The following is a 22,710-nucleotide window of genomic DNA, read 5'->3' on the forward strand; positions in this document are numbered from 1 at the left end:
CGAACACGTCCGCGTCTTCCCCCTGTCCAACTGGACCGAGCTCGACGTCTGGCAGTACATCGCCCGCGAGAACATCGAACTCCCCGAGATCTACTACGCGCACGAGCGCCCGGTGTTCAGCCGCAACGGCATGTGGCTGACCGCAGGCGACTGGGGCGGCCCGAAGGACGGCGAGACGGTCGAGACGCGGCTGATCCGCTACCGCACGGTCGGCGACATGTCCTGCACCGGCGCCGTCGACTCCGACGCCACGACCATCGAGAAGGTCATCGCCGAGATCGCCGCCTCCCGGCTCACCGAGCGGGGCGCCACCCGCGCCGACGACAAGATGTCCGAGGCCGCGATGGAAGACCGCAAGCGCGAAGGGTACTTCTAGACATGAGCACCACCCCCGCTGTTGAAGAGCTGGCCGGGCTGTCGGCCACCACCCTGCTTCGGTTCGCCACGGCCGGCTCCGTCGACGACGGCAAGTCCACGCTGGTCGGGCGCCTCCTGCACGACTCCAAGTCGGTCCTCGTCGACCAGCTGGAGGCCGTCGAGCACGCCTCGCGCTCGCGCGGCGCCGCCGAGCCGGACCTCGCGCTGCTCACCGACGGCCTGCGCGCCGAGCGCGAGCAGGGCATCACCATCGACGTCGCCTACCGCTACTTCGCCACGCCCCGGCGCCGCTTCATCCTCGCGGACACCCCGGGACACGTGCAGTACACGCGGAACATGGTCACCGGCGCCTCGACCGCCGACCTGGCCGTGGTGCTGGTCGACGCGCGCAACGGCGTCATCGAGCAGACCCGGCGGCACGCCGCCGTCGCGGCCCTGCTGCGCGTCCCGCACGTCGTCCTCGCCGTCAACAAGATGGACCTCGTCGACTACCGGGAGTCCGTCTTCGCGAAGATCGCCGAGGAGTTCACCGCGTACGCCGGTGACCTGGGCGTGCCGGAGATCACCGCCATCCCGATCTCGGCGCTCGCCGGGGACAACGTCGTGGACCCGTCCGCCCGCATGGACTGGTACGGCGGCCCGACGGTCCTTGAGCACCTGGAGACGGTGCCGGTCAGCCACGATCTGACGGGCTGCCACGCGCGGCTGCCCGTGCAGTACGTGATCCGGCCGCAGACCGCCGAGCACCCCGACTACCGGGGCTACGCGGGCCAGATCGCCGCCGGTACGTTCCGCGTCGGCGAGTCCGTGACCGTCCTGCCCTCGGGACGCACCTCGAAGGTCGCGGGCATCGATCTGCTGGGCACGCCGGTCGACGTCGCCTGGACCCCGCAGTCGGTCACCCTCCTGCTGGAGGACGACATCGACGTCTCGCGCGGCGACCTGATCGTGCCGACCCACGACGCGCCCGCCACCTCGCAGGACGTCGAGGCGACCGTCTGCCATGTCGCCGACACCCCGCTCACCGTCGGCCAGCGCGTGCTGCTCAAGCACACCACCCGCACGGTGAAGGCCATCGTCAAGGAGATCCCGTCGCGGCTCACGCTGGACGACCTCTCCCAGCACCCCTCCCCCGGGCAGCTCGTCGCCAACGACATCGGCCGGGTGAAGGTGCGGCTCGCCGAGGCGCTCGCCATTGACACCTACGCGGACTCGCGGCGCACCGGTTCGTTCCTGCTGATCGACCCGGCGGACGGCACCACGCTCGCCGCCGGTATGGCCGGAGAGTCGTTCGCGACCGCCGAGGCCACCAACACCGTTGAAGACGAAGACGGTTGGGACTTCTGATCATCATGATCACCATCGACTACTACGGCACGTTCGCCAAGGAGGGCGGCCGCATCGGCAGCGGCTCCCTCGGCAGCGGACAGGGCGGGGTCGCGCGATGTGCGTGAAGACGTACGCGCACTGCTTGCGCGCCCTCACCCCCCACCGCCCTTACCTGCGAAGACGCAGACCTGCCGACCTCCCGGCCACGCCCTGAGGCGTGACCCGCCGGGCCTACGAGAGGAACACCTCCCGTGCCTGCCAGCCGCTCCACCCTCGCGCGACGCTCGCTGATCGCCGTCGCCGCCCTGCCGCTCCTCGCGCTCACCGCGACGGCGTGCAGCTACGGCTCCGAAGCCGACGACAGCTCCAAGGACAAGGTCGCCGCGAAGGGCAAGGCGCTCTCCGCCGATACCGTCAAGATCGGGTACTTCGGCAACCTGACCCACGGCACGGCTCTCGTGGGCAACCAGAAGGGCTTCTTCCAGAAGGAGTTGAAGGGTACGAAGGCCTCGTACCAGGTCTTCAACGCCGGCCCTTCGGAGATCGAGGCGCTGAACGCCGGGTCCATCGACATCGGCTGGATCGGCCCCTCTCCCTCGATCAACGGCTACACCAAGTCGAAGGGCAAGTCCCTGCGCATCATCGGCGGCAGCGCCTCCGGCGGTGTGAAGCTCGTCGTCGACCCCAAGAAGATCAAGTCCCTGGACGACGTCAAGGGCAAGAAGATCGCCACCCCGCAGCTCGGCAACACGCAGGACGTCGCGTTCCTGAACTGGATCGCCGAGAAGGGCTGGAAGGTCGACGCGAACTCCGGCAAGGGCGACGTCTCCGTCGTCCGCACGGACAACAAGATCACACCGGACGCCTTCAAGTCCGGCTCCATCGACGGCGCCTGGGTGCCGGAGCCTACCGCGTCCAAGCTGGTCGCCGAGGGCGGCAAGGTGCTGCTCGACGAGTCCGACCTGTGGCCCGACAAGAAGTTCGTGATCACGAACATCATCGTGTCGCAGAAGTTCCTCAAGGCGCACCCGGACGTCGTCGAGGCCGTGCTGCGCGGCTCCGTGAAGACCAACAAGTGGATCGACGCCAACCCCGACGAGGCGAAGGCCGCCGCGAACAAGCAGCTGGAGACCGACTCCGGCAAGGCGCTCCCGGCGAACGTGCTCGACCCCGCGTGGAAGTCCATCGAGTTCACGGACGACCCGCTGGCCTCGACCCTCGACACCGAGGCGGCCCACGCGGTCAAGGCCGGTCTCCTGGAGAAGCCGGACCTCGACGGCATCTATGACCTGGCGCCGCTGAACAAGATCCTCAAGGCCGAGGGCGGCACCGCGGTCGACGACGCCGGTCTCGGCGTCAAGTAACCGTCCTGCCCACCGAGTTCCCAGGAGGTGACGACCATGGCGACCACCCTCGCCACGACGGCGGCCGGCTCCGCCGTCGGCACGGGCGGCACGGCGGCCCGTATCGAGCACGTATCGAAGTCCTTCGGCACACCGGCCGGGCCGCAGCTCGTCCTGGACGACATCAGCCTCGATGTCGCTCCGGGCGAGTTCGTCACCCTCCTGGGGGCCTCGGGCTGCGGCAAGTCGACCCTGCTCAACCTGGTCGCGGGGCTCGACGCCCCGTCGGCCGGCTCCATCACGACGGACGGGCGGCCCGCCCTGATGTTCCAGGAGCACGCCCTGTTCCCGTGGCTGACCGCGGGCAAGAACATCGAACTCGCCCTGAAACTGCGGGGCGTGGCGAAGTCCGAGCGGCGCACCCGCGCGGAGGAACTGCTCACGCTGGTACGGCTCCAGGACGCGTACGGCAAGCGCGTCCACGAGCTGTCCGGCGGTATGCGCCAGCGCGTCGCGCTGGCCCGGGCGCTGGCCCAGGACGCCCGGCTGCTGCTGATGGACGAGCCGTTCGCCGCGCTCGACGCCATCACCCGCGACGTCCTGCACGGCGAGCTGACCCGGATCTGGGCGGAGACGAACGTCTCCGTCCTGTTCGTCACCCACAACGTGCGCGAGGCGGTACGGCTCGCCCAGCGCGTCGTGCTGCTGTCGTCCCGGCCGGGCCGGATCGCCCACGAGTGGACCGTGGACATCGAGCAGCCGCGCCGCATCGAGGACACGGCCGTGGCGGAGCTCTCCGTCGAGATCACCGAACAGCTCCGGGGGGAGATCCGCCGCCATGGCAAGGACTGAACCGACGGCCGTCGTCGACAAGAACGACGAGACGAACGCACCGGCCGACACCGTACGCGCGGACGACCTCGCCGGACTCGAAGCGGGCCTGGACGCACTGGAGACGGTGCAGTCGGGGCGCACGCCGTTCTCGAAGACGTTCCGCGAGAAGATCCTGCCGCCGCTGACCGCGGTCGTCGTGGTCCTGGTGGTCTGGCAGGCACTGATCTCCTTCAAGATCGTCGACGATCCGACGAAGCTGCCCGCACCGTCGGACGTCTGGGCCGAGGTCCAAAACGCCTGGCTGAAGGGCGAGTTGCTGGGCTACATCTGGACGAGCGTGTCCCGCGGTCTGCTCGGCTTCCTCTTCGCGCTCGCCATCGGCACCCCGCTGGGCCTGCTGGTGGCCCGGGTCAAGTTCGTCCGCGCGGCGATCGGCCCGATCCTGTCCGGGCTGCAGTCGCTGCCGTCGGTGGCCTGGGTGCCGCCCGCGGTGCTCTGGCTCGGCCTGGACAACTCGATGATGTACGCGGTGATCCTGCTGGGCGCGGTCCCCTCGATCGCGAACGGCCTGGTCTCCGGCGTCGACCAGGTGCCCCCGCTGTTCCTGCGGGCGGGCCGCACCCTCGGCGCGACCGGCGTGCGCGGCCTGTGGCACATCGTGCTCCCGGCGGCGCTGCCCGGCTATCTGGCCGGTCTCAAGCAGGGCTGGGCGTTCTCGTGGCGCTCGCTGATGGCGGCGGAGATCATCGCGTCCTCGCCCGACCTCGGGGTGGGCCTCGGCCAGCTCCTGGAGAACGGCCGCAACGCCTCGTCCATGCCGATGGTGTTCCTCGCCATCTTCCTCATCCTGATCGTCGGCATCGTCATCGACCTGCTGATCTTCAGCCCGCTGGAGCGGCGCGTGCTGCGCGGCCGCGGTCTCCTCGTCAAGAACTGAGCAGCCTGTCATGCACTACTCCGCCCCCGCCCCCGTCCTGCTGGTCATCGCCCACGGCAGCCGCGACCCGCGGCACGCCGCGACCGTGCACGCCCTCGTGCGCGAGGTGCGGGCGCAGCGCCCGGGGGTACGGGTGGAGACGGCGTTCCTGGACTTCAACATCCCCTCTGTTCCGGGGGTGTTGGAGTCCCTGGCGGCGGAGGGCGTCCGCGACGTGATCGCCCTCCCGCTGCTGCTCACCCGTGCCTTCCACGCGAAGGCCGACATCCCCGCGGTACTGCGGGAGGCCCCGCGGGGCCTGCGCGTCCGCCAGGCCGACGTCCTCGGTCCGTCACCGCTGCTGGTGTCGGCCCTGGAACGCCGGCTGTACGAGGCCGGGCTCGACCCGGCCGACAAGCCCACGACCGGGGTCGTCCTGGCCTCGGCGGGCTCCAGTGACCCGGAGGCGATCGCAGTGATCGCAGAAATCGCGCGGGAGTGGCGGCACACCGGTTGGTGCGCCGTGCGGCCTGCTTTCGCCTCCGCATCTCTGCCGCGCACGGAGGACGCCGTGCGCGCACTGCGGGACCTGGGCTGCGAGCGCGTCGCCGTGGCGCCCTACGTCCTGGCCCCCGGCCGGCTCCCCGACCGGATCGCGGCGGGCGCCGTCGGCGCGGACGTCCTGGGCGGGGTGCTCGGTGCCGCGCCGGAGGTGGCGCGGGTGCTGCTGCGCCGCTACGACGACGCGGCCGCGACCGGACGCGAGCTGCTGGCCGTCGGCGCCTGAGCCGGCCCGCTCCTCACCCCGTCGTGCTGGATCCAGCGGGCGAGTCGGCGCCGGTCGTCGGGTGCCTCTTCGTCGGCGACCACCCGGTGGACCAGGGGCAGCAGCGCGCCGAGCTGGGTCCGGACAGCGCGGCCCGCAGTCGGCGCAACGGCGGCGCCGGTTCGCTGGTGGGCCAGGGGGCCGGGGGTGCGGCGTTCATGGTCCCGAAGGTAACGGCCGGGTCTGACAACACCACCTGAGCTGGGGCTTCGTGAGAGGTGGTCAGCCGGATTCCGGTTCGTCGGAGCCGCACAGCCGCTCCCCCAGTTCGCTGCGCCCGTACCGCACGCTGCGTCCGCTGCGGGTCCGGGTCAGCAGCCCGGCGTCGTAGAGGATCGACAGGTGCTGGCTGACGGCGCCGGGCGTGACGGCGAGGCGGTGGGCGAGCTCGGTCGTGGAGGCGGGTTCCGTGAGCAGGCGGAGGAGGCGGGCGCGGGCCGCGCCGAGCAGCCGGGTCAGGGCCTCGCCCGAGGCGGGTGGCGCGGTCTCGGAGATCGTGGCGCGGCCGCGCGCCGGATAGCTGAGCAGGGGCGGGAGGCCGGGGTCGATCATCGTGTGGGCGCCGTGCGCGAACAGCGTGGGCACGAGGACGAGACCGCGCCCGCCGATGGGGATGTCGGCCGCGGGCCACGGGAGGTAGCCGTGGCTGTTGGTCTGGACGAGGGTCAGCACTTCGCCGTCCCACGACAGGCGCGGGTCGAGGCCGGTGAAGAGTCCGGACACCCCCTCCTCCGCGAGCACCTTGCCGCGATGGGTGAGATCGGCCTCCAGGACGGACTGCGCGCGCGGCCACCAGTCGGCGGCGAGGCAGTCGTGCCAGTAGGACTCCAGCGCGTCGGCGATGCGGTGCCGGAAGGCGGCCGGGTCGGCGAGCCCGGTGCGCACCACCTCCGGCAGCCGGTCGGCCGTCGTGTCGTACGCGGCCGTGAACTCGGGGGCGAGGAGCCGCGGCGGCACCCGGCGCAGCGCGGCGATCTGCACGGCGAACGCGGGACGCGGCCGGTCCGGGCGCGGGGTGAGGAAGTCCGGGATCCACAGGTGGGGTGCGATCAGCGCGCCGAGGAGTTCGGTGTCCTGGCGGCGGAAGGCGGGGCCGAGGCGGCGCAGCCAGGGCCGCTGGTGCGGGTAGCGCGCGGGTTCGCGCCAGGCGCGCAGCGAGTAGACGGCTTCCTGGAGCGGCGAGTAGGCGAAGGACGTGCGGGCCAGGTCGCCCATGACGAAGCGGAACTCGATCACCCGCGGCGGTCCCCTTGTCGTTCCGTGCCGTGCCGTGCAGTGCTGTTCTTTTAGTCCCACGCTAAAGAAATGTCGCGGCGCGCGGAACCCCGTTTCGCTGGGGGCATGACCACGTCACCGCCTGCGGCGCGTCCCACCGGGGCCGCCCCGTCCGCCACCCGGTTCGGCGGGCTGCTGCCCGCCGACACCCTGCTGCGCCACCTCTCCGTCCTCACGCTGCTCAACGCCTTCGGGCGCGGCCTCTTCTTCCCCGTCAGCGTCCTGTACTTCACGCGGGTCATCGGCCTGAGCGCCACGTCGGTGGGGGTCGGGCTCACCGTGGCCGGGCTGTTCGGGATCGCGGCGGGGGCTCCGGCCGGCCGGGCCTCCGACGTGTGGGGGCGCCGCACGATGCTGACCGCGCTGTGGATCGGCTGCGGCGGAGCGCTCGCCGCGTACACGGTGATCGGGTCCTACCCGGCGTTCCTCGTCACGGCGATCGCCTACGCGGCGCTGTGCCAGGCCAGCATGGGCGTGCGCAACGCGCTCTACGCCGATGTGCTCACCGCCGGATCACGGGTGGAGGGCCGCGCGCATCTGCGGATGGTGACGAACGTAGGGATGGGCGTGGGCGGTGTCTTCGGCGCCCTGGCGCTCCAGGTCGACAGCCGGGCCGGGTACACGGTGCTGATCCTGCTGGACGCGGCGATGTTCGTGACCTCGGCGCTGCTGGTGCTGCGGCTGCCCGGCGGGGGCGGGCGCCGGGTCGCGGACGACGTCCCGGCGGGCGACCGCTGGCGGGCGGTGCGCGATCTGCCGTTCCTCGCGGTGACCTTCCTCAATGCCGTACTGGCCCTGCAGTACAGCCTGTTGGAGGTGGGGCTGCCGCTGTGGATCGCGGAGCACACCGAGGCGCCGCGCTGGTCGGCGGCGCTGGTGATGGTCCTCAACTGTGTGCTGGTGGCGCTGTTGCAGGTGCGCGCGACCCGCGGCGTCGAGGATCTGCCGGGCGCGGTGCGGGCGATGCGCCGCGGGGGCCTGCTGCTCGCGCTGTCGTGCGCGGTGTTCGCGGTGACGGCCGGGCTCTCCCCGCTCGGGGCGCTGGCCGTGCTCGTCGTGGGCGCGGTGGTGCAGGTGTTCGCCGAGGTGCTGTCGGCGGCGGGCGGCTGGACCGTCGGGTACGGGCTCGCCGACTCCCGTGCGCAGGGCGTCTACCAGGGCGTGTTCAACTCCGGGCAGGCCGCGGCGACCATGGCGGCGCCCGCGCTGGTGACCGTGACCGCGATCCGGCACGGCGCGGCGGGCTGGGTGGTGCTCGGGGCGCTGTTCGTGGCGGCCGGTCTGGCGGTGGGTCCCGCCGTGCGGTGGGCTCGGCGGGACGCGGAGTGGCGGGGTGAGTGACCGGCCGGGTCAGCCGGCGTCGAGGCCGCCGGTGCGGGTGCGCTTGAGCTCGAAGAAGTCGGGCTCGCCGGCCAGGACCCGGAAACTGTCGAAGAGTTGCGCGGCCCGCTCCCCGCGCGGAATCGCCCGCAGGACGGGCCCGAACCACACGGTGCCGTCGACGTGGATCGTGGGCGTGCCGACGTAGGACTCCGATGAGGGTTCGCGGCCCGCGTCGTGGCTGCGCCGCACCAGGTCGTCGTGGGCCGGGTCGTGCGCGGCGGCGGCGAGTTCGGCGGGCAGCCCGAGCTCGGCGAGGGCCTCGGCCGTCACGGTGTCGAAGTCGTCCTGCTTGTGCTGGTGGATGCGGGTGCCGAGCGCCGTGTAGAAGTCGCGGAGGATGCCGTCCCCGTGCTGCCGGGCGGCGACCGCGGCGACCCGCACCGGGCCGATCGACCGGTCGACGAGATCCCGGTACCAGTCGGGGAGTTCGTTGCCGGCGTTGTGCAGGTACAGGCTCATGACGTGGAACCGGAGGTCGAGCGGACGGCTGCGCTCGACCTCCAGGATCCAGCGGGACGTGATCCAGGCGAAGGGGCAGGCGGGGTCGAACCAGAAGTCGACGCGGGTGGCGGATCCGGAGGCCGGGTCAGTGGTCATGCCCCGAAGCTAGCCGCCGGGTGGCCCCGGCCCGTGGTCCATTCCTGCCCCGTCCGGGTGGGCCATTCGTCAGGGCCGGGGGTCGCGCCCGCTGAGCGCGAGGGCCCGCGCGTACACGGGGGCGTCGTCCGGCAGCGGTACGGGGTCGGCGAAGCCCTCGTACTGCCGGTAGAGGACGGCGTTCTTGTCGACGACGTGCAGGAGCAGCGCGGCGGCGCCGTCGGAGACGCGGAACTCCTGGCCGGTGGCGCGGGCCACGTCCCAGCCGTGCAGGACGAGTTCGGCCCACAGCAGGGCGGCGACCTCCGGCGCGGGCTGCGAGGCGAACCCGAGGTCCACCTCGCCCTCCCAGACGGCCGGATCGGACCAGGCGGCGAGGGCGCGGTCGAGCTGCTTCGCGTACCGGTCGGCCCAGTCGCTCTCGGCGGTGAAGTCGCGTGCCGCCAGCTCCTCGGGCAGGGGTGCGCGGTGCGCCCGGTGCTCCATGCCGTCGCCGGTGTAGGCGACCCAGTGGTTCACGAGGGTGCGCACGTCCCAGTCGCCGCAGCCGGAGGCCGCGTCGAGCCGGTCGGGCTCGACGCCCGCGGCGACGCGGGCCGCCTCGGCGACGCATTCGATCAGGTACGGATGGATGGTGTCCCTGCGTTCTTCCATGCCGTCGACGGTACGAGCGGGGGACCCTGCCGCTCTTGAACAAACGCGACAGGCCCTAGGGAACCCGGATCCGGGCGTCGACCGCCGCCACCAGGTCGGCGATCGGGGTCGCGCCGGCCGGGCGGCCCTGTCCGGCGGCTTCGTTGGCGTGTTCCTGGAGGACGTCGTTGACCGGGGTCGGTACTCCGTGCAGCCGTCCGAGGAGGCCGATCTCGCCGTTGAGGTAGTCCACCTCGACGCTGCCCGCGCCCCGCTCCAGGGACTGCCAGGTGGAGCCGCCGCCGCGCGGTGCTCCGTCGAAGGGCTCGAAGCGGATGCGGTCGGCGCGCTCCTTCTTCTCCTCCTCCGGGCCGGTGTACGCGATCCCGGCGGCGTCGAGCACGGCCTCGCCCTCGGCGCGGGCCCGGCGGAACAGGGCGATGCCCTCCTCGTCGGTGAGGACCCCGGAGACCGCCTCGACGGCGTTGGCGAGGTTGGCCAAGAGCTTGGCGTACTTCCAGCGCATCACGTCGTCGACGACGGGCGCGGCGAGCGGACCCCGCTCGAGGTCCGCGGCGATCTCCCGCACCGTGGCGTCGCTGCCCGCCGGGTAGCGGCCCAGGTGCAGGATGCCGGTGAGCGGGGCGCCCGCGGCGCGCACCACCCCCGGCTCGACGAAGGTGGCGGGCAGCCAGACGCACATCGCGTACACGCGCTGGAAGGTGCGCAGGGCGAGCCGCTCGCTCTCCACGCCGTTCTGGGCGCACACCAGCGGCAGCCGGCCGGCCGCGGTGCCGCCGCCCTCGACGGGGGCCGCGCCCCAGGCGGCCAGCGCGGCGGCGCTGTCCTGGGTCTTCACGCAGAGCACGAGGACGTCGTCGGCGCGCAGGGTGCCGACCGCTTCCGGCCCGTCGGCCACGGGCAGCCGGTGCACGCGCACCCCGTCCGGCGCCTCGAACCTGAGTCCCCGCTCGCGCAGCGCCTCGTACTGCCTGCCGCGCGCCACCAGGACGACGTCCTGACCGGCCCCGGCGAGCCGGGCACCGATGGCGCCGCCGACCGCTCCTGCCCCGATGATGAGATAGCGCATGGCGTCGACCCTGGCACAGACCGGTCCTCCCGAACCAGATGCACAGGCCATCGGTTACCGTCGCCCCATGACGCACACGGCCCCGCAGACGACCTTCGCCATCGGCTCCGACCTGCCCGTACGCCGTCTCGGCTACGGCACCGTGCAGCTGACGGGGCCCGGCGTCTGGGGTCCGCGCGGAACCGATGCCGACGCGACGGCCGTGCTGCGGCGCGCCGTGGAGCTGGGCGTGACGCTGATCGACACCGCCGACAACTACGGTCCGGGCATCGCGGAGGAGCGGGTCGCCGCCGCGCTGCACCCGTACGCCGACGATCTGGTGATCGCCACCAAGGGCGGCTGTGTGCGCACCTCGGCGGAGGCCTGGCACGTCGACGGTCGCCCCGCCTGGCTGCGCGAGACCTGCGAGGCGAGCCTGCGGCGGCTGCGGCTGGAGCGGATCGACCTGTACCAGCTGCACCGCATCGACCCGGAGGTGCCGCTCGCCGACCAGCTGGGCGTGCTGCGCGAGCTGCGGGACGAGGGGAAGATCCGGCACGTGGGCCTTGACTCCGTGACGGCCGAGCGGCTCCAGGAGGTCCTGGACCTGGACATCGTGCCGATCGTCTCGGTCCAGAACCGCTACAACGTCCTGGACCGCGTCTCGGAGCCGCTGCTGACGCTGTGCGAGGCGCGGGGCATCGCGTTCCTGCCCTGGTTCCCGCTGGGCAACGGCTCGCTGACGGGCCATCAGGAGCTGACGGACATCGCGGCGGCGCACGGCGCGACGCCGCCGCAGGTCGCGCTCGCCTGGCTGCTGCACCACTCCCCCGTGCTGTGCCCGACGCCGGGCACCGGGTCCGTGGCGCATCTGGAGGAGAACGTCGCGGCCGACGAACTCCGGCTCACCGCCGAGGACATGGACCGGCTCGACGCGCTCACGACGCCGGGCGCGTGAGCTCCACCAGCTTGACGACGGTGTTCCAGTTCCGGCTGGTCGCGATCAGCCCCTTGTGCACGGCGGGCCGGGCCAGCTGCTCGCCCAGTTTGGACCGGCCGAGCCCGTCGGGCGCGTAGAGATAGAGGGCGCGGTCGCCGAGCCGGAAGTCCTCGGGCGCGTAGGCGGGCAGGTCGATCCCGGTGTACCGGTCGGGGTCCGGCGCCTGCGACAGGTAGGTGACGTGCAGTTGCCTGCCCTCCAGCTCGGCGGCCGGGAACGGGCAGGCGTCCCTGACCGCCGCCAGGTAGGCGTGGTCGCGGACGAGGACGTCGACGGGGAAGCCGAACGTGTCGGCGATCCCCTGCCCGATCGCAGCTGCGAGGGAGTCCTCGTCACCGTCCTCGGCCGCGAACGTCACATTGCCGCTCTGCAGATACGTCGTCACGTCGTGGAGGCCCAATCCCTCGACGACGGGCCTCAGTCGGGCCATCGGGACCTTCTTGTTGCCGCCCACATTGATGCCGCGCAGCAGCGCCGCGTACCGGGTGATCGCCATGGGGACACGATAAGGCGGCCGTCGCGCCCCGTGGGGGTGGGCACGACGGCCGCCGGTCCGTGGGAACCCGGAGGTACTACTCCACGATCTTCAGGAGCTTGTTCGGGGTGCCCTCGGTGGCGTTCGTGATGGCGTCGGCGGTGGCTCCGCCGGTCAGCGCCGTGGCGACGTCGGCGGGGGCCGCGTCCGGGTGCCCGCCGAGGTAGACGGCGGCGGCGCCCACGACGTGCGGGGTCGCCATCGACGTACCGGAGATGGTGTTGGTGGCGTCGTCGCCGGTGTTCCAGTCGGAGGTGATGTCCGAGCCGGGGGCGTAGATGTCGACGCCCTCGCCGTAGTTGGAGAAGTCGGACTGCTCGTCGTCCTTGGTGGAGGAGGCGACGGTGATGGCCTCGGGGACGCGGGCCGGGGAGCTGGTGGACGCGTCCGCCGACTCGTTGCCGGCCGCGACCGCGTAGGTGACGCCGGAGTCGATCGACTTCTTCACCGCGGCGTCGAGCGCCTCGTCCACGCCGCCGCCGAGCGACATGTTGGCGACGGACGGGCCCGAGTGGTGCTCGGTGACCCAGTCGATGCCCGCGACGACCTGCTCGGTGGTGCCGGAGCCCTGGTCGTCGAGGACGCGGACGGCGACGATCTTCGCCTTCTTGGCGACGCCGTGCGCGTCACCGGCGATGGTGCCGGCGACGTGCGTGCCGTGCCCGTTGCCGTCGTCGGCGCTGTCGTCGTTGTCGACGGCGTCGAAGCCGGAGGAGGCGCGGCCGCCGAAGTCCTTGTGGCTGATGCGGACGCCGGTGTCGATGACGTACGCGGTGACGCCCTCACCGGCGGTGTCGGGGTAGGTGTACTTGCCGTCGCCCGCGGTCTCCGCCTGGTCGATGCGGTCCAGGCCCCACGACGGCGGGTTGTCCTGGGTGGCGTCGATGTGGAACTTCTTGTTCTGGACGACCTTGGAGACCGATTTGTCGGCGGCGAGCCGCTTGGCCTCGGTCTGCGAGAGACCGTTCACCGAGAAGCCGTTGACGGCCGAGTCGTAGTTGCGGCGGAAGGTGCCGCCGTACTCCTTGGCCAGGTCCTTCTTGGCGCCGGCGTTCGCCTTCTGGTCGAGCAGGACGACATAGCTGCCGCTGACGGCGCCCTTGGCGCCCAGCCCGTAGACCGTGCCTTCGGCGGGGGCGGCGTCCGCGAGGCCGCCGGTGAGGACCGTGACGCCGACGGCGGTGGCCGCCGTGGCTATCGCGGCCGTGAGCTTCATCGAACGTGCACGCTTGTGAAGTGCCATGAAGAGTGAACTCCTCGTGGTGTGTGGGGGGTTGTGTGGCATCTACGCGCGTGGGGGCGCGCAATTTCGTGCAACCTCCGGCAATCTCCGGAAGATCTCCGGGGGTTGAGACGAAACCCTGACCGATTGACGCGACCAGATCAAGACCTACATACACCTGTGACTTGTTCAACAAGGTTCTGTAATAACAAAACGGACAGATCAACCCCGATAGATGTAAGGGGCGTTCGTCATCCTCTGCTCCGACCCGCGCCCCCCGCACCTCACCGGACAGCACGACGAAGCGCGCTTACTCCGCCCATACCTTCGAATCCGGAGGTGACCTCATGGCGAGGAACGGGGAACGGCAGGACGGCCGGGTGCGCGGAGTCGCGGCCCGGGCCGGCGGGTGGAGCGCCCGTCATCGATGGGCGGCGGTGGGAATCTGGGTGCTGTTCGTCGTCCTGACGATGGGCATCGGGAACGCGGTGGGCCGCGCCGACGTCAAGGAGAGCGACCAGCTGGGCGGCGAGACCGGCCGGGCCGAGCAGATCATCGAACGGGCCGGCATCGACGAGCCCGCCGGCGAGACGGTGCTCGTCCAGGCCAAGGACGGCCGACTGCGCGCCACGGCACCGGAGTTCAAGCGGGCGGTCGCGGACGTCGTCAAGGCCGTCGAGGGCACGGGCGCGGTCACGAACGTCCGCTCGCCCTACGCGGCCCAGGCGCAGACGATCTCGAAGGACGGCCGCACCGCGCTCGTCCAGTTCGACATGCGGGGCGACCCCGAGACGGCCTCGGACCGGGTCGAGCCGGTCCAGAAGGCCGTCGCGGGCGTCGCGGACGACCACGGCTCGCTGCGGATCGAGGAGATCGGCGCGGCGAGCATGAACAAGACCTTCGACGACGCCTTCGGCGACGACTTCCAGCGGGCCGAGTACTCGGCCGTGCCGGTGGCGCTCGGCATCCTGCTGATCGCGTTCGGCGCGCTCGTCGCGGCGCTGCTGCCGGTGGCGCTCGCGGTCACCGCGATCGTGGCGACGATGGGCCTGATGGCGATCGTCAGCCATCTCCAGCCGATGAGCGACACCGCCAACTCGGTGATGCTGCTCGTGGGGCTGGCGGTCGGCGTCGACTACTGCCTGTTCTATCTGCGCCGCGAACGCGAGGAGCGGATGAAGGGCCACGACGCGGGGACCGCGCTGCGGATCGCGGCGGCCACCAGCGGGCGGGCCATCATCGTCTCCGGCGTCACGGTGTGCGTGGCGATGGCGGGCATGCTGTTCACCGGCATCGCCGAGTTCCAGGCGATGGGACTCGCCTCGCTGATGGTGGTCGCGGTCGCGATGGTCGGCTCGGTGACCGTGCTGCCCGCGCTGCTCTCCCTGCTCGGCGAGCGCGTCGAGAAGGGCCGCATCCCCTTCCTGCACCCGGACAAGCGGCGCGGCGCAGGCACGGGTGAGAGCGGCAGCAGGTTCTGGACCGGCGTCCTGGGGGTCGTGCTGAAGCGGCCCGCCGCCTCGGTGGCCGTCGCGGTCTGCGCGCTGCTCGCGATCGCCGCTCCGGCCCTCGGGATGAAGACGCAGAACCTCACCCTCGACCAGGAGTTCGGGGACTCGCTGCCGATCGTGGCGACGTACGACCGGGTCAACGAGGCGTTCCCGGGCGGCTCCGAACCGGCCCAGGTGGTCATCGGGGCCGATGACATCAACGCGCCGGAGGTGCGCTCGGCGATCGCCGACTTCCGTGCGCGGGCCGTGAGTTCGGGTGCCTCACGCGGCCCGGTCGAGGTGACGGTGCACGGGGCGCAGAACGTCGCGCTCGTCCAGGTACCGCTGGTCGGCGGCTCCGACCAGGGAAGGGCGGAGAAGAGCCTCGCGCTGCTGCGGGACGAGGTGCGGCCGGCCACACTGGGCGAGGTCGACGGTGTCGAGGCGCCGATCACGGGCCAAGTCGCCGGGTCGAAGGACTTCAACGACCAGATCGTCGGTTCGGTCGTCCCGGTCTTCGCCTTCGTGGTCGCCTTCGCGTTCCTGCTGATGCTGCTGTCGTTCCGCTCGCTGACCGTCGCGATCACCTCGATCGCGCTCAACCTGCTGAGCGTGGGCGCCGCCTACGGGATCCTCGTCGCCGTCTTCCAGCACGGCTGGGGCGCGTCCCTCGTCGGCGCGGAGGGGGTCGGCGCGATCATCTCCTGGCTGCCGCTGTTCCTGTTCGTGATCCTGTTCGGCCTGTCGATGGACTACCACGTGTTCGTGGTGTCGAGGATCCGGGAGGCACGGCTTCAGGGACGCGGCAACACCGACGCGATCCGGCACGGTGTCGTGACGACCGCGGGCGTGGTCACCAGCGCCGCCGTCATCATGGTCGCCGTCTTCTCGATCTTCGGCACGCTGTCCATGCAGTCGATGAAGCAGATGGGCGTGGGTCTCGCGGCGGCCGTCCTGATCGACGCGACCGTCATCCGCGGAGTGCTGCTCCCGGCCGTGATGGCGCTGCTCGGCGACCGCAACTGGTACCTGCCGCGGTGGCTGCACCGGATGCCGGACCTGACGCACGACGAGCCGCCCGCGCCCGCCCCGGCGCCGACGGCGGCCGCCAAGGGGGGCGAGGAGCTGCGCGTCTGACGACCGCCGCCCCCGCCCCGTCCCGGGACGGTGTGCCCGCCCGCCGCGTCACGCGGGGGTGGGCACGCCTTCCTGCTCCCTCAGGGCTTCCTGCCGCTGGGCCTCCTGCTCGAAGGTCTCGAGCGTGCGGCCGAAGTCGCGCGTGGACAGCAGCAGCTTGTAGATGATGGCGAGCTCGAAGACGAGCAGCAGCGCACCGGCCACCACCGTGGCGCCGATCACCTGGTCGAGCAGCGGGCCGACGATGAAGACGGCCATCTGGAACTCGATGCCGCTGATCAGGTGGGTGCGGATCCGGTGACGCAGCAGGAAGGAGCGCAGCCGCAGATAGGCCGGGAAGCGGCTGCGGAACTCCTGGTGCAGGTCGACGACCTGGCGCTTGGACTCCGGGGCCGGCGTCTCCTGCGCCTCGGGCTCCTCGGCCTCGCGCCGCGCCTCCACCACGTCGCCGTCCTCGTCGACGCCCGTCTCGGCGTCGGCGGCCGCACCGCTCAGGTCCTGCTCGATGTCGGCGGACGGGTTGGCCCGCAGCAGGTCCTCCATGAAGGCGAGGCTCTGCTCGTTCTGGGCGCGGCGGGCGGCCCGCACCTGGGCCTTGATCTTCTTGCGCATGGTGTGCCGGGTCTTGAAGATCTCCAGCGCGTTGAGGTAGCGCAGTCCGTCGAGGAAGACGACGACCACCGCGAGCCACACGTACCAGATGTCACCGGTGCGGTGGTACTGGCCGCCCATCAGGGCCACGGCACAGGCCATGACGCGGACCCGGTCGAAGATGTAGTCGAGCCAGGCGCCGAACACGGAGCCCTGTCCGGTGAGCCGGGCGACCTTGCCGTCCATGCAGTCGAGGATGAAGCTCACGTGGTAGATGACGGCACCGGCGATCAGCCAGCGCCAGTCCCCCATGGCGAAGCAGCCGGCCGCGCCGAGGCCCAGGACGAGAGCCCCCCAGGTGATCTGGTTCGGCGTGATGCGTGTCCACCGGGCAGTGAGCCGCACGAGCGGCGTCGCGACCGGGTCGACGAGCAGCACGGTCCACCACGCGTCACGCTTCTTCTGCGTGAGCCGACGAACGTCGGAGAGCGGTGGTATGTCACGGGGCATGGGGGCGCCAACTTTCGATAATTCAGAGCAGGTTCACCTCACAGTAAGAATCGGTTCCCACCAAGTTCAAGACGGCCCGAGTACAACCTTTGAGAAGGGGTAAGGGTCGCTCCCACCTGGCGTTATACGAGCGTTACGGCATACCCCCGCCCGTTATCGCATGGTCACATCTTTTTCACGGGAGAACGGAACCGATCGGCTCCGTTTCCCGTCGTCCCCCGCGGCCGCTAGCGGGGCAGCTCCGCCTCGATGAGGTCGGCGGCGCGCGGAGTACCGCCCTCGTCGGCCATCTCCTTTCGGATCACGGCGAGGCGACGGGCCACCTCCGGATCGTCGGCGAGCGCGAGGACGGCTTCGCGCAGGGTGGCCGCCGTGGCCTCCTCCTTCGGGACGTGCCGGGCGACCCCGAGCGCCTGGAGCACGTCGGCGTTCCCGAACTGGTCGACGGCCTGGGGTACGCAGACCATCGGGGTGGCGGTGGCGAGCCCTTCCTGACTGCCGCCCGCGCCGGCGTGCGTGATGAAGGCGTCGGCCTGCTTCAGGACCGCCATCTGCGGCACCCAGTTCCGCACCTCGACATTCCGCGGAACCGCCCCGAGGTCGTCGGCGGTGACATGCCTGCCGATCTGGAGCACGACGTGCCAGCCCGGCAGATCGCCGAATGCCTCGACGCACGCGCGGTAGAAATCGGGCTGCCGGGTGAACGACGATCCGAGCGACACGAGCAGCACCCGCTCGGCGTCGTCCGGCCGCCGCCAGTCGCCCTCCGCGGACCGGTCGCCCTGGCAGGCGCCGACGAAGCTGTACCGCGAGGTGTCGACCCGGTCGGCGTTCGGCTGCAGCGCCCTGGGGATGAGCACGAGGGAGCGCGGCGGGCGCCCGACGAACGGGTCGGGGTGGTCCGCGATCCCGTTCTCCCGCAGCCAGCCGGTGAACTTCGCGTAGTACGCCCTGCCGCGCTCGGTGCTCCTGGGCCCCGCCCACATCGGCTCGGCGACCTCCTCCTCATAGCCGTCCCAGGCCACGAGGTTCGGCGAGAGGGAGACCGCGGGGACGCCCCAGCGGCGGGCGAGCACGATCGCCGGGTACGAGGTGATGTCGTGGATCACCAGGTCGGGCACGCCGGCCCCGCCCTCACCCTCGTACGCCTCGATGACCTGCGGCAGGACCTGGATCGCGTCGTTCAGGAACGGCTCCACGTTGTCCAGCAGGGTGGTCCCCCATGCCGCCGGGTCGTCGTCGGGGCCGGGCAGCGTGGTGCGGTACGGGACCGGCTCCGCGCCGGTCCCGGCCACCTTGTCCGCGAAGAGGTGCGGGATCGCGTACGTCACGCGGTGCCCACGGGCCACGAGCTCCCGGATCACCTCCAGGCTCGGGTTCACGTGCCCGTGGGCGGCGATGGAGAACATGGCGATGTGGGCGCGCTTGCTGTCCTGGGTGTGTTCCGGGTGCGTCATGCGTCCACCGTAAACGAGACGAGACGTCTCGTACAACTCTTTACGCGCACGTCTCCCGCCGCCGAGACGCGGCCGTCCGCGCCCTCACCGCTGGTAGCGCGCCAGCACCAGATTTCCGTCGTCGACCAGGCGTGCGCGCAGCTCGTCGAGGCCGATCGCCCCGCTGTAGTACTCCTGGAGCGCGGGGGTGGCGACCTTGTCCTTCCACTCCGGGTAGCCGCGCACGGTCTGCGCGGGGGCCGGGCGGAGGTCGGCTGCGAGGGCGGTGCCGGCCGCCCAGTCGTTCTTCGGCGTGTGCAGCGCGGGGTCCTTCAGGGCCTCGGTGCCGGTCGGCAGCATCCAGTCGCCGAGGGCGAGCCGCACCATGTTGCGCGGCTGGAGGAGGAAGTCGATGAACCGGGCCGCCTCCTTCTTGTACGGGCTGTCCTCGGACACGGAGAGCGTCTGCGGGCTGACGCCCTGGGCGAGGCCGTCGGCGCCGGCGGGCGCGGGCAGCACCTGCCAGTCGAAGCCCTTCGGGGCCTGCTGCACGATCTGCTGCCGGTAGGAGAAGCCGAGCGGCACCATCGCGTACTTGCCCGCGAAGAAGCCGGGCAGGGTGTCGGAGCCGCCCATGCCGAGGGTGGTGGCGGAGGCGCTGCGATCGGTGGCCACCTGGTCGTGCACGGTGCGCGGCATCACCTCGTCCGCCGCTTCGAACCGGACCGTCACCTTGCCGTCCGCACCGCGGTGGAACATCGTGCCGCCGCTGGACAGGGAGAGGTTGAGGGTCGCCGACACCGGCTCCTTGAGCGGCCACGCGACGCCGTACTTCCCGTCCCCGCTCAGCTCCTCGGTGATCTGCCGGAACTCGTCCCAGGTCCACGGGTCGTCCGCCGTCGGGATGCGCACCCCCGCCTTCTTCAGCCAGGTCGCGTTGGCGATGAGCACGCGCGGCTCCTGGAGGAAGGGGACCCCGTAGATCCCGTCGCCGAAGGTCGTGGTCCGCCAGCTCCGCCGCGGGATGTCGGACTTCAGGCGGGCGGGAAGATCGTCGCTCAGGTCGGCGAGGTACCCGCCGTAGGCGAAGTCGGCCAGGTCGTCGGAGGCGTCGTGGATGATGTCGGGCGCCTCGCCGCCCTCGAACGCCGTCAGCAGCTGGTCGTGGACGCTGTCCCAGCTGCCCTGGACGTATCTGACCTGGATGTCGGGATGCTCGCGGTTCCACTCCGCGACGAGCTGCCGATTGGCGTCGACGGACTCCTTCTGCCAGGCCAGGGACTGGAATTCGAGGGTGACGCGGCCGTGGTCCGTCGTCCCCGGGCCGCCGGAGCAGCCCGCGAGCAGCAGGGCCGTCACGGCGGCGAACACGGCCGCCGACCGGCGCGCGCCGCGCATCACTTCACCGCCCCCGCCAGCATGCCGCCCGTGATGCGTTTCTGGATCACGGCGAAGATCAGCAGGGAGGGCAGGGTCGCCAGGAACGCCCCGGCCGCCAGCGGGCCCAGGTCGGCGGCGCCCTCCGCGCCCAGGAAGTGGGTGAGGATCACCGGCAGCGTCTGCCTCTCGGGGGTCTTCATCAGCACCAGCGCGAAGAAGAACTCGTTCCACGCGGTGATGAACGCGAACAGGCCCGTCGCCACGAGGCCGGGCGCGAGCAGCGGCGCCGTGACGGAGACCAGGATGCGCAGCCGTCCCGCGCCGTCGACCGCCGCGGCCTCCTCCAACTCCTCTGGTACGGCCCGGACATAGCCGACCAGCATCCACAGCGCGAAGGGCAGCGCCCACACCACATACACCAGGATCAGGCCGGGCAGCGAGTTGATCAGATGGAGGTTCTTGAGGACCAGGAACAGCGGGATGATCAGCAGGACGAACGGGAACGCCTGGCTGATCACCACCCAGCCGGTCGCCGCCCGCGACAGCGGGCTGCGGTGGCGCGCCATGACGTACGCCATCGGGGTCGCGATGACGATCGCGATCACGGCGGCGCAGACGGCGACGAGCAGGGAGTTCCCTGCGGCCCGCAGCAGCGGCTGCTCGTCGAAGGCCTGCCGGAAGTTGGCGAGGGTGGGATGGCGGGGAATCCAGGTGGGGTGCAGGCTCGCGAGCTCGCCGGGCGGCTTGAACGCCGTGGAGATCAGCCACAGGAACGGGAAGGCGAGGAAGACGAGGTACGCGAGGAGCGCGAGGTACTGGCCCGCGCGGGCGGGGCGGCTCACCTTGAACATCACTCGTCGCCTCCCTTGAGACGGCCCACCAGGTAGACGGCGAGGAGGATCGAGATGACGGCGACCATGGCGCAGCCCATCGCCGCCGCGTAGCCGAACTGGCCGTAGCGGAAGGCCTCTTCGTAGGCGAAGAGCATCGGCAGTCGGGTGCGGCCGCCGGGTCCGCCGTTCGTCAGGACGTAGACGAGGGCGAACGAGTTGAAGTTCCAGATGAAGTTGAGCGCGGTGATGGCGAGCGCGACGGGCCGCAGCGCGGGCCAGGTCACCGTGCGGAACCGGCGCCAGGCCCCGGCCCCGTCCATCGCCGCCGCCTCGTGCAGCTCGCGCGGGGTGTTCTGCAACCCGGCGAGCAGGGCCACCGTGGTCTGCGGCATGCCCGCCCAGATGCCGACGACGATCACGGCGGGCAGCGCGGTCGCGAGGCCGGTGAGCCAGTCGCGGCCGTCGCCGAGGCCGAGGTCGCGCAGCGTCTCGTTGAGGACACCGGCGTCCGGGTGGTAGACGAGGCGCCACATGATGCCGACGACGACCTCCGGCATCGCCCACGGGATGATCGCGAGCGCCCGCGCCAGCCACCTCAGCCGCAGGTTCTGGTCGAGCAGGAGGGCGAGTCCGAGGGCGAGCACGAACTGCGGGACCGTCACCCCGACCGCCCACACCAGCCCGATCCGGAACGACTCCCAGAACAGGGTGTCGTGCAGCAGATCCTGGAAGTTGAGGGTGCCGACCCACTGGGTGGCGGCGGTGCGGCCCGACTGGGCGTCGGTGAAGGCGAGCCCGATCCCGTAGAGGATCGGGCCGACGCTCAGGCCGAGGATCGGGATCAGCGCGGGCAGCACCAGGAACCAGGCCCCGCGCTGCCGCGCGTCGGCCCGTGCCGTCCGCGGCGTGATCGCCGTCGTCATGGGTGCGGGCTCCTTCGGGCGGTTCGGATGGCACGGTTCGGCTGACGCGCACGGCTTCCGGCCGCCCCGGCGGCCCCCGTCATGGTCCTGACAACGCCGGAAGCCGTCAAGACATCCGGACGGGTACGGGGGTGCGCGCGGCCGGGTGCGAGACTGGCCCGGTACCAGCTGGAACGCGGGAGGCACGACATGGACGAGGCACGGGCACGGGACGTGCTGGCGCGGGCGGGGATCGGCGGCGCGGCCGACGGCGCGGAGCTGCTCGCCCTCGGGGAGAACGCGGTCTTCGGCGCGGGCGACCTCGTCGTCAAGGTCGGCCGGAGCACCGAGCAGGCTCCGGAACTCCTCGACCGGGCCCGCCGCGAGGTGGCCGTCGCCTCCTATCTCGCCGAGCACGGGGTCCCCGCGGTGCGCGCCGCCAAGGACGAGGCGCTGGTCGTGGACGGGCACCCGGTGACGCTCTGGCACCGCGTCCCGGCGGCCGTGCGCCCGGCCGAGCCCCGCGACCTCGCCGAACTGCTGAAGCTGGTGCATGCGCTGCCGGCGCCCACCGGCTTCGAGCTGCCCCGCCGTGATCTGCTCGGCGGGGTCGAGCGCTGGCTGCGGCTCGCGGGCGACGCGATCGATCCGGCGGACGCCGACTATCTGCGCGAGCGGCGCGACGGGTTCGCCTCGGCCGCCGCCGCGCTCACCCCGCGGCTGCCCGTCGGCCCGATCCACGGTGACGCGCTGCCCCGCAATGTGCACATCGGGCCCGAGGGGCCCGTCCTGGTCGACCTCGAGACGTTCTCCGCGGATCTCCGGGAGCACGATCTGGTGGTCATGGCGCTGTCGCGGGACCGGTACGGGCTGCCCGCGGCGGCCTATGACGGGTTCGTCGAGGCGTACGGGTGGGATGTGCGGGAGTGGGACGGGTGTGCCGTGCTGCGGGGGGCTCGGGAGACCGCGTCCTGTGCGTGGGTCGCCCAGCACGCGCCGGGCAATCCCAAGGCGTTGGTGGAGTTTCGGCGGCGGGTGGCTTCGCTGCGGGACGGGGATGCCTCCGTGCGGTGGTACCCCTTCTAGGGACG

At 71.7% G+C, this 22,710-nt stretch carries 22 protein-coding genes; 11 read left to right on the forward strand and 11 right to left on the reverse strand.

The window, feature by feature from the left end; translation table 11 throughout:
• The 7 genes from ABZ930_RS15275 to ABZ930_RS15305 all read left to right on the forward strand — a co-directional run.
• A partial coding sequence (locus tag ABZ930_RS15275) for a phosphoadenosine phosphosulfate reductase family protein (RefSeq protein ID WP_361547251.1) occupies positions 1 to 376 on the forward strand: 376 nt, incomplete at its 5' end.
• Positions 377 to 378: 2 nt separating this feature from the next.
• The gene (locus tag ABZ930_RS15280) at positions 379 to 1,725 is read left to right on the forward strand and encodes a GTP-binding protein (protein WP_361547254.1); all 1,347 of its coding nucleotides are present in this window, start codon (positions 379 to 381) and stop codon (positions 1,723 to 1,725) included.
• 233 nt (positions 1,726 to 1,958) lie between these two features.
• The gene (locus ABZ930_RS15285; protein WP_361547257.1) at positions 1,959 to 3,071 is read left to right on the forward strand and encodes an aliphatic sulfonate ABC transporter substrate-binding protein; all 1,113 of its coding nucleotides are present in this window, start codon (positions 1,959 to 1,961) and stop codon (positions 3,069 to 3,071) included.
• 36 nt (positions 3,072 to 3,107) lie between these two features.
• Complete coding sequence (locus tag ABZ930_RS15290) at positions 3,108 to 3,902, forward strand: ABC transporter ATP-binding protein (RefSeq protein ID WP_361547260.1); 795 nt, start codon at positions 3,108 to 3,110, stop codon at positions 3,900 to 3,902.
• Positions 3,889 to 4,821: an ABC transporter permease gene (locus ABZ930_RS15295; protein ID WP_361547263.1), complete on the forward strand. Its 933-nt coding sequence runs from the start codon at positions 3,889 to 3,891 to the stop codon at positions 4,819 to 4,821. The genes ABZ930_RS15290 and ABZ930_RS15295 overlap by 14 nt, the downstream gene beginning before the upstream one ends.
• 10 nt (positions 4,822 to 4,831) lie before the next feature.
• Positions 4,832 to 5,587 carry a sirohydrochlorin chelatase gene (locus tag ABZ930_RS15300; protein ID WP_361547266.1) on the forward strand — a complete coding sequence of 252 codons (756 nt, stop codon included), beginning with the start codon at positions 4,832 to 4,834 and terminating at the stop codon, positions 5,585 to 5,587.
• Positions 5,588 to 5,610: 23 nt separating this feature from the next.
• Positions 5,611 to 5,826, forward strand: a complete 216-nt coding sequence (locus tag ABZ930_RS15305; protein WP_361547269.1) for a hypothetical protein — start codon at positions 5,611 to 5,613, stop codon at positions 5,824 to 5,826.
• Positions 5,827 to 5,848: 22 nt separating this feature from the next.
• Here the strand turns inward: ABZ930_RS15305 and ABZ930_RS15310 are convergent, their stop codons facing one another.
• On the reverse strand, positions 5,849 to 6,862 hold the full coding sequence (locus ABZ930_RS15310; RefSeq protein WP_361547271.1) for a DUF5937 family protein: 1,014 nt from the start codon (positions 6,860 to 6,862) through the stop codon (positions 5,849 to 5,851).
• Between the two features lie 105 nt (positions 6,863 to 6,967).
• Here ABZ930_RS15310 and ABZ930_RS15315 point away from each other — a divergent pair, with 105 nt between their 5' ends.
• A complete protein-coding gene (locus tag ABZ930_RS15315; protein ID WP_361547273.1) occupies positions 6,968 to 8,242 on the forward strand; it encodes an MFS transporter in 1,275 nt (424 codons plus the stop codon).
• Between the two features lie 9 nt (positions 8,243 to 8,251).
• On the opposite strand, the gene ABZ930_RS15320 is transcribed toward ABZ930_RS15315, so the two are convergent.
• The 3 genes from ABZ930_RS15320 to ABZ930_RS15330 all read right to left on the reverse strand — a co-directional run bounded on the left by ABZ930_RS15320 (position 8,252) and on the right by ABZ930_RS15330 (position 10,604).
• A complete protein-coding gene (locus ABZ930_RS15320) occupies positions 8,252 to 8,881 on the reverse strand; it encodes a DsbA family protein (protein ID WP_361547276.1) in 630 nt (209 codons plus the stop codon).
• Positions 8,882 to 8,950: 69 nt separating this feature from the next.
• A complete protein-coding gene (locus ABZ930_RS15325; protein ID WP_361547279.1) occupies positions 8,951 to 9,535 on the reverse strand; it encodes a TIGR03086 family metal-binding protein in 585 nt (194 codons plus the stop codon).
• A 55-nt stretch (positions 9,536 to 9,590) separates the two neighbouring features.
• Positions 9,591 to 10,604: a 2-dehydropantoate 2-reductase N-terminal domain-containing protein gene (locus ABZ930_RS15330; protein ID WP_361547282.1), complete on the reverse strand. Its 1,014-nt coding sequence runs from the start codon at positions 10,602 to 10,604 to the stop codon at positions 9,591 to 9,593.
• 67 nt (positions 10,605 to 10,671) lie between these two features.
• On the opposite strand from ABZ930_RS15330, the gene ABZ930_RS15335 reads away from it, so the two are divergent.
• Entirely contained in the window at positions 10,672 to 11,541 is an 870-nt protein-coding gene (locus ABZ930_RS15335; protein ID WP_361547285.1) for an aldo/keto reductase, read from the forward strand.
• Here ABZ930_RS15335 and ABZ930_RS15340 read toward each other — a convergent pair.
• Together ABZ930_RS15340 and ABZ930_RS15345 are read right to left on the reverse strand one after the other, a co-directional pair.
• A complete protein-coding gene (locus ABZ930_RS15340; protein WP_361547288.1) occupies positions 11,522 to 12,079 on the reverse strand; it encodes a DUF1697 domain-containing protein in 558 nt (185 codons plus the stop codon). The two genes, ABZ930_RS15335 and ABZ930_RS15340, sit on opposite strands and share 20 nt — an antisense overlap.
• Positions 12,080 to 12,155: 76 nt before the next feature.
• The gene (locus ABZ930_RS15345; protein WP_361547290.1) at positions 12,156 to 13,361 is read right to left on the reverse strand and encodes a S8 family serine peptidase; all 1,206 of its coding nucleotides are present in this window, start codon (positions 13,359 to 13,361) and stop codon (positions 12,156 to 12,158) included.
• A 326-nt stretch (positions 13,362 to 13,687) separates the two neighbouring features.
• On the opposite strand from ABZ930_RS15345, the gene ABZ930_RS15350 reads away from it, so the two are divergent.
• Complete coding sequence (locus tag ABZ930_RS15350) at positions 13,688 to 15,967, forward strand: MMPL family transporter (protein ID WP_361547293.1); 2,280 nt, start codon at positions 13,688 to 13,690, stop codon at positions 15,965 to 15,967.
• A 48-nt stretch (positions 15,968 to 16,015) separates the two neighbouring features.
• Here the strand turns inward: ABZ930_RS15350 and ABZ930_RS15355 are convergent, their stop codons facing one another.
• The 5 genes from ABZ930_RS15355 to ABZ930_RS15375 all read right to left on the reverse strand — a co-directional run bounded on the left by ABZ930_RS15355 (position 16,016) and on the right by ABZ930_RS15375 (position 21,640).
• Entirely contained in the window at positions 16,016 to 17,068 is a 1,053-nt protein-coding gene (locus ABZ930_RS15355; RefSeq protein ID WP_361547296.1) for a CDP-alcohol phosphatidyltransferase family protein, read from the reverse strand.
• 227 nt (positions 17,069 to 17,295) lie between these two features.
• Entirely contained in the window at positions 17,296 to 18,525 is a 1,230-nt protein-coding gene (mgt, locus tag ABZ930_RS15360; protein WP_361547299.1) for a macrolide-inactivating glycosyltransferase, read from the reverse strand.
• A gap of 84 nt (positions 18,526 to 18,609) precedes the next feature.
• Positions 18,610 to 19,902: a sugar ABC transporter substrate-binding protein gene (locus ABZ930_RS15365; protein ID WP_361547302.1), complete on the reverse strand. Its 1,293-nt coding sequence runs from the start codon at positions 19,900 to 19,902 to the stop codon at positions 18,610 to 18,612.
• Positions 19,902 to 20,735 (reverse strand): carbohydrate ABC transporter permease, encoded by an 834-nt coding sequence (locus ABZ930_RS15370; RefSeq protein ID WP_361547305.1) that lies wholly within the window; start codon positions 20,733 to 20,735, stop codon positions 19,902 to 19,904. The genes ABZ930_RS15365 and ABZ930_RS15370 overlap by 1 nt, the downstream gene beginning before the upstream one ends.
• Positions 20,735 to 21,640: a sugar ABC transporter permease gene (locus tag ABZ930_RS15375; RefSeq protein WP_361547308.1), complete on the reverse strand. Its 906-nt coding sequence runs from the start codon at positions 21,638 to 21,640 to the stop codon at positions 20,735 to 20,737. The genes ABZ930_RS15370 and ABZ930_RS15375 overlap by 1 nt, the downstream gene beginning before the upstream one ends.
• A 189-nt stretch (positions 21,641 to 21,829) precedes the next feature.
• Here ABZ930_RS15375 and ABZ930_RS15380 point away from each other — a divergent pair, with 189 nt between their 5' ends.
• Positions 21,830 to 22,705: an aminoglycoside phosphotransferase family protein gene (locus ABZ930_RS15380; protein WP_361547311.1), complete on the forward strand. Its 876-nt coding sequence runs from the start codon at positions 21,830 to 21,832 to the stop codon at positions 22,703 to 22,705.
• The last annotated feature ends 5 nt before the right edge of the window (positions 22,706 to 22,710 follow it).

Origin of the sequence: Streptomyces sp. NPDC046716, from assembly GCF_040645755.1 — a bacterium.
GTDB lineage: Bacteria > Actinomycetota > Actinomycetes > Streptomycetales > Streptomycetaceae > Streptomyces.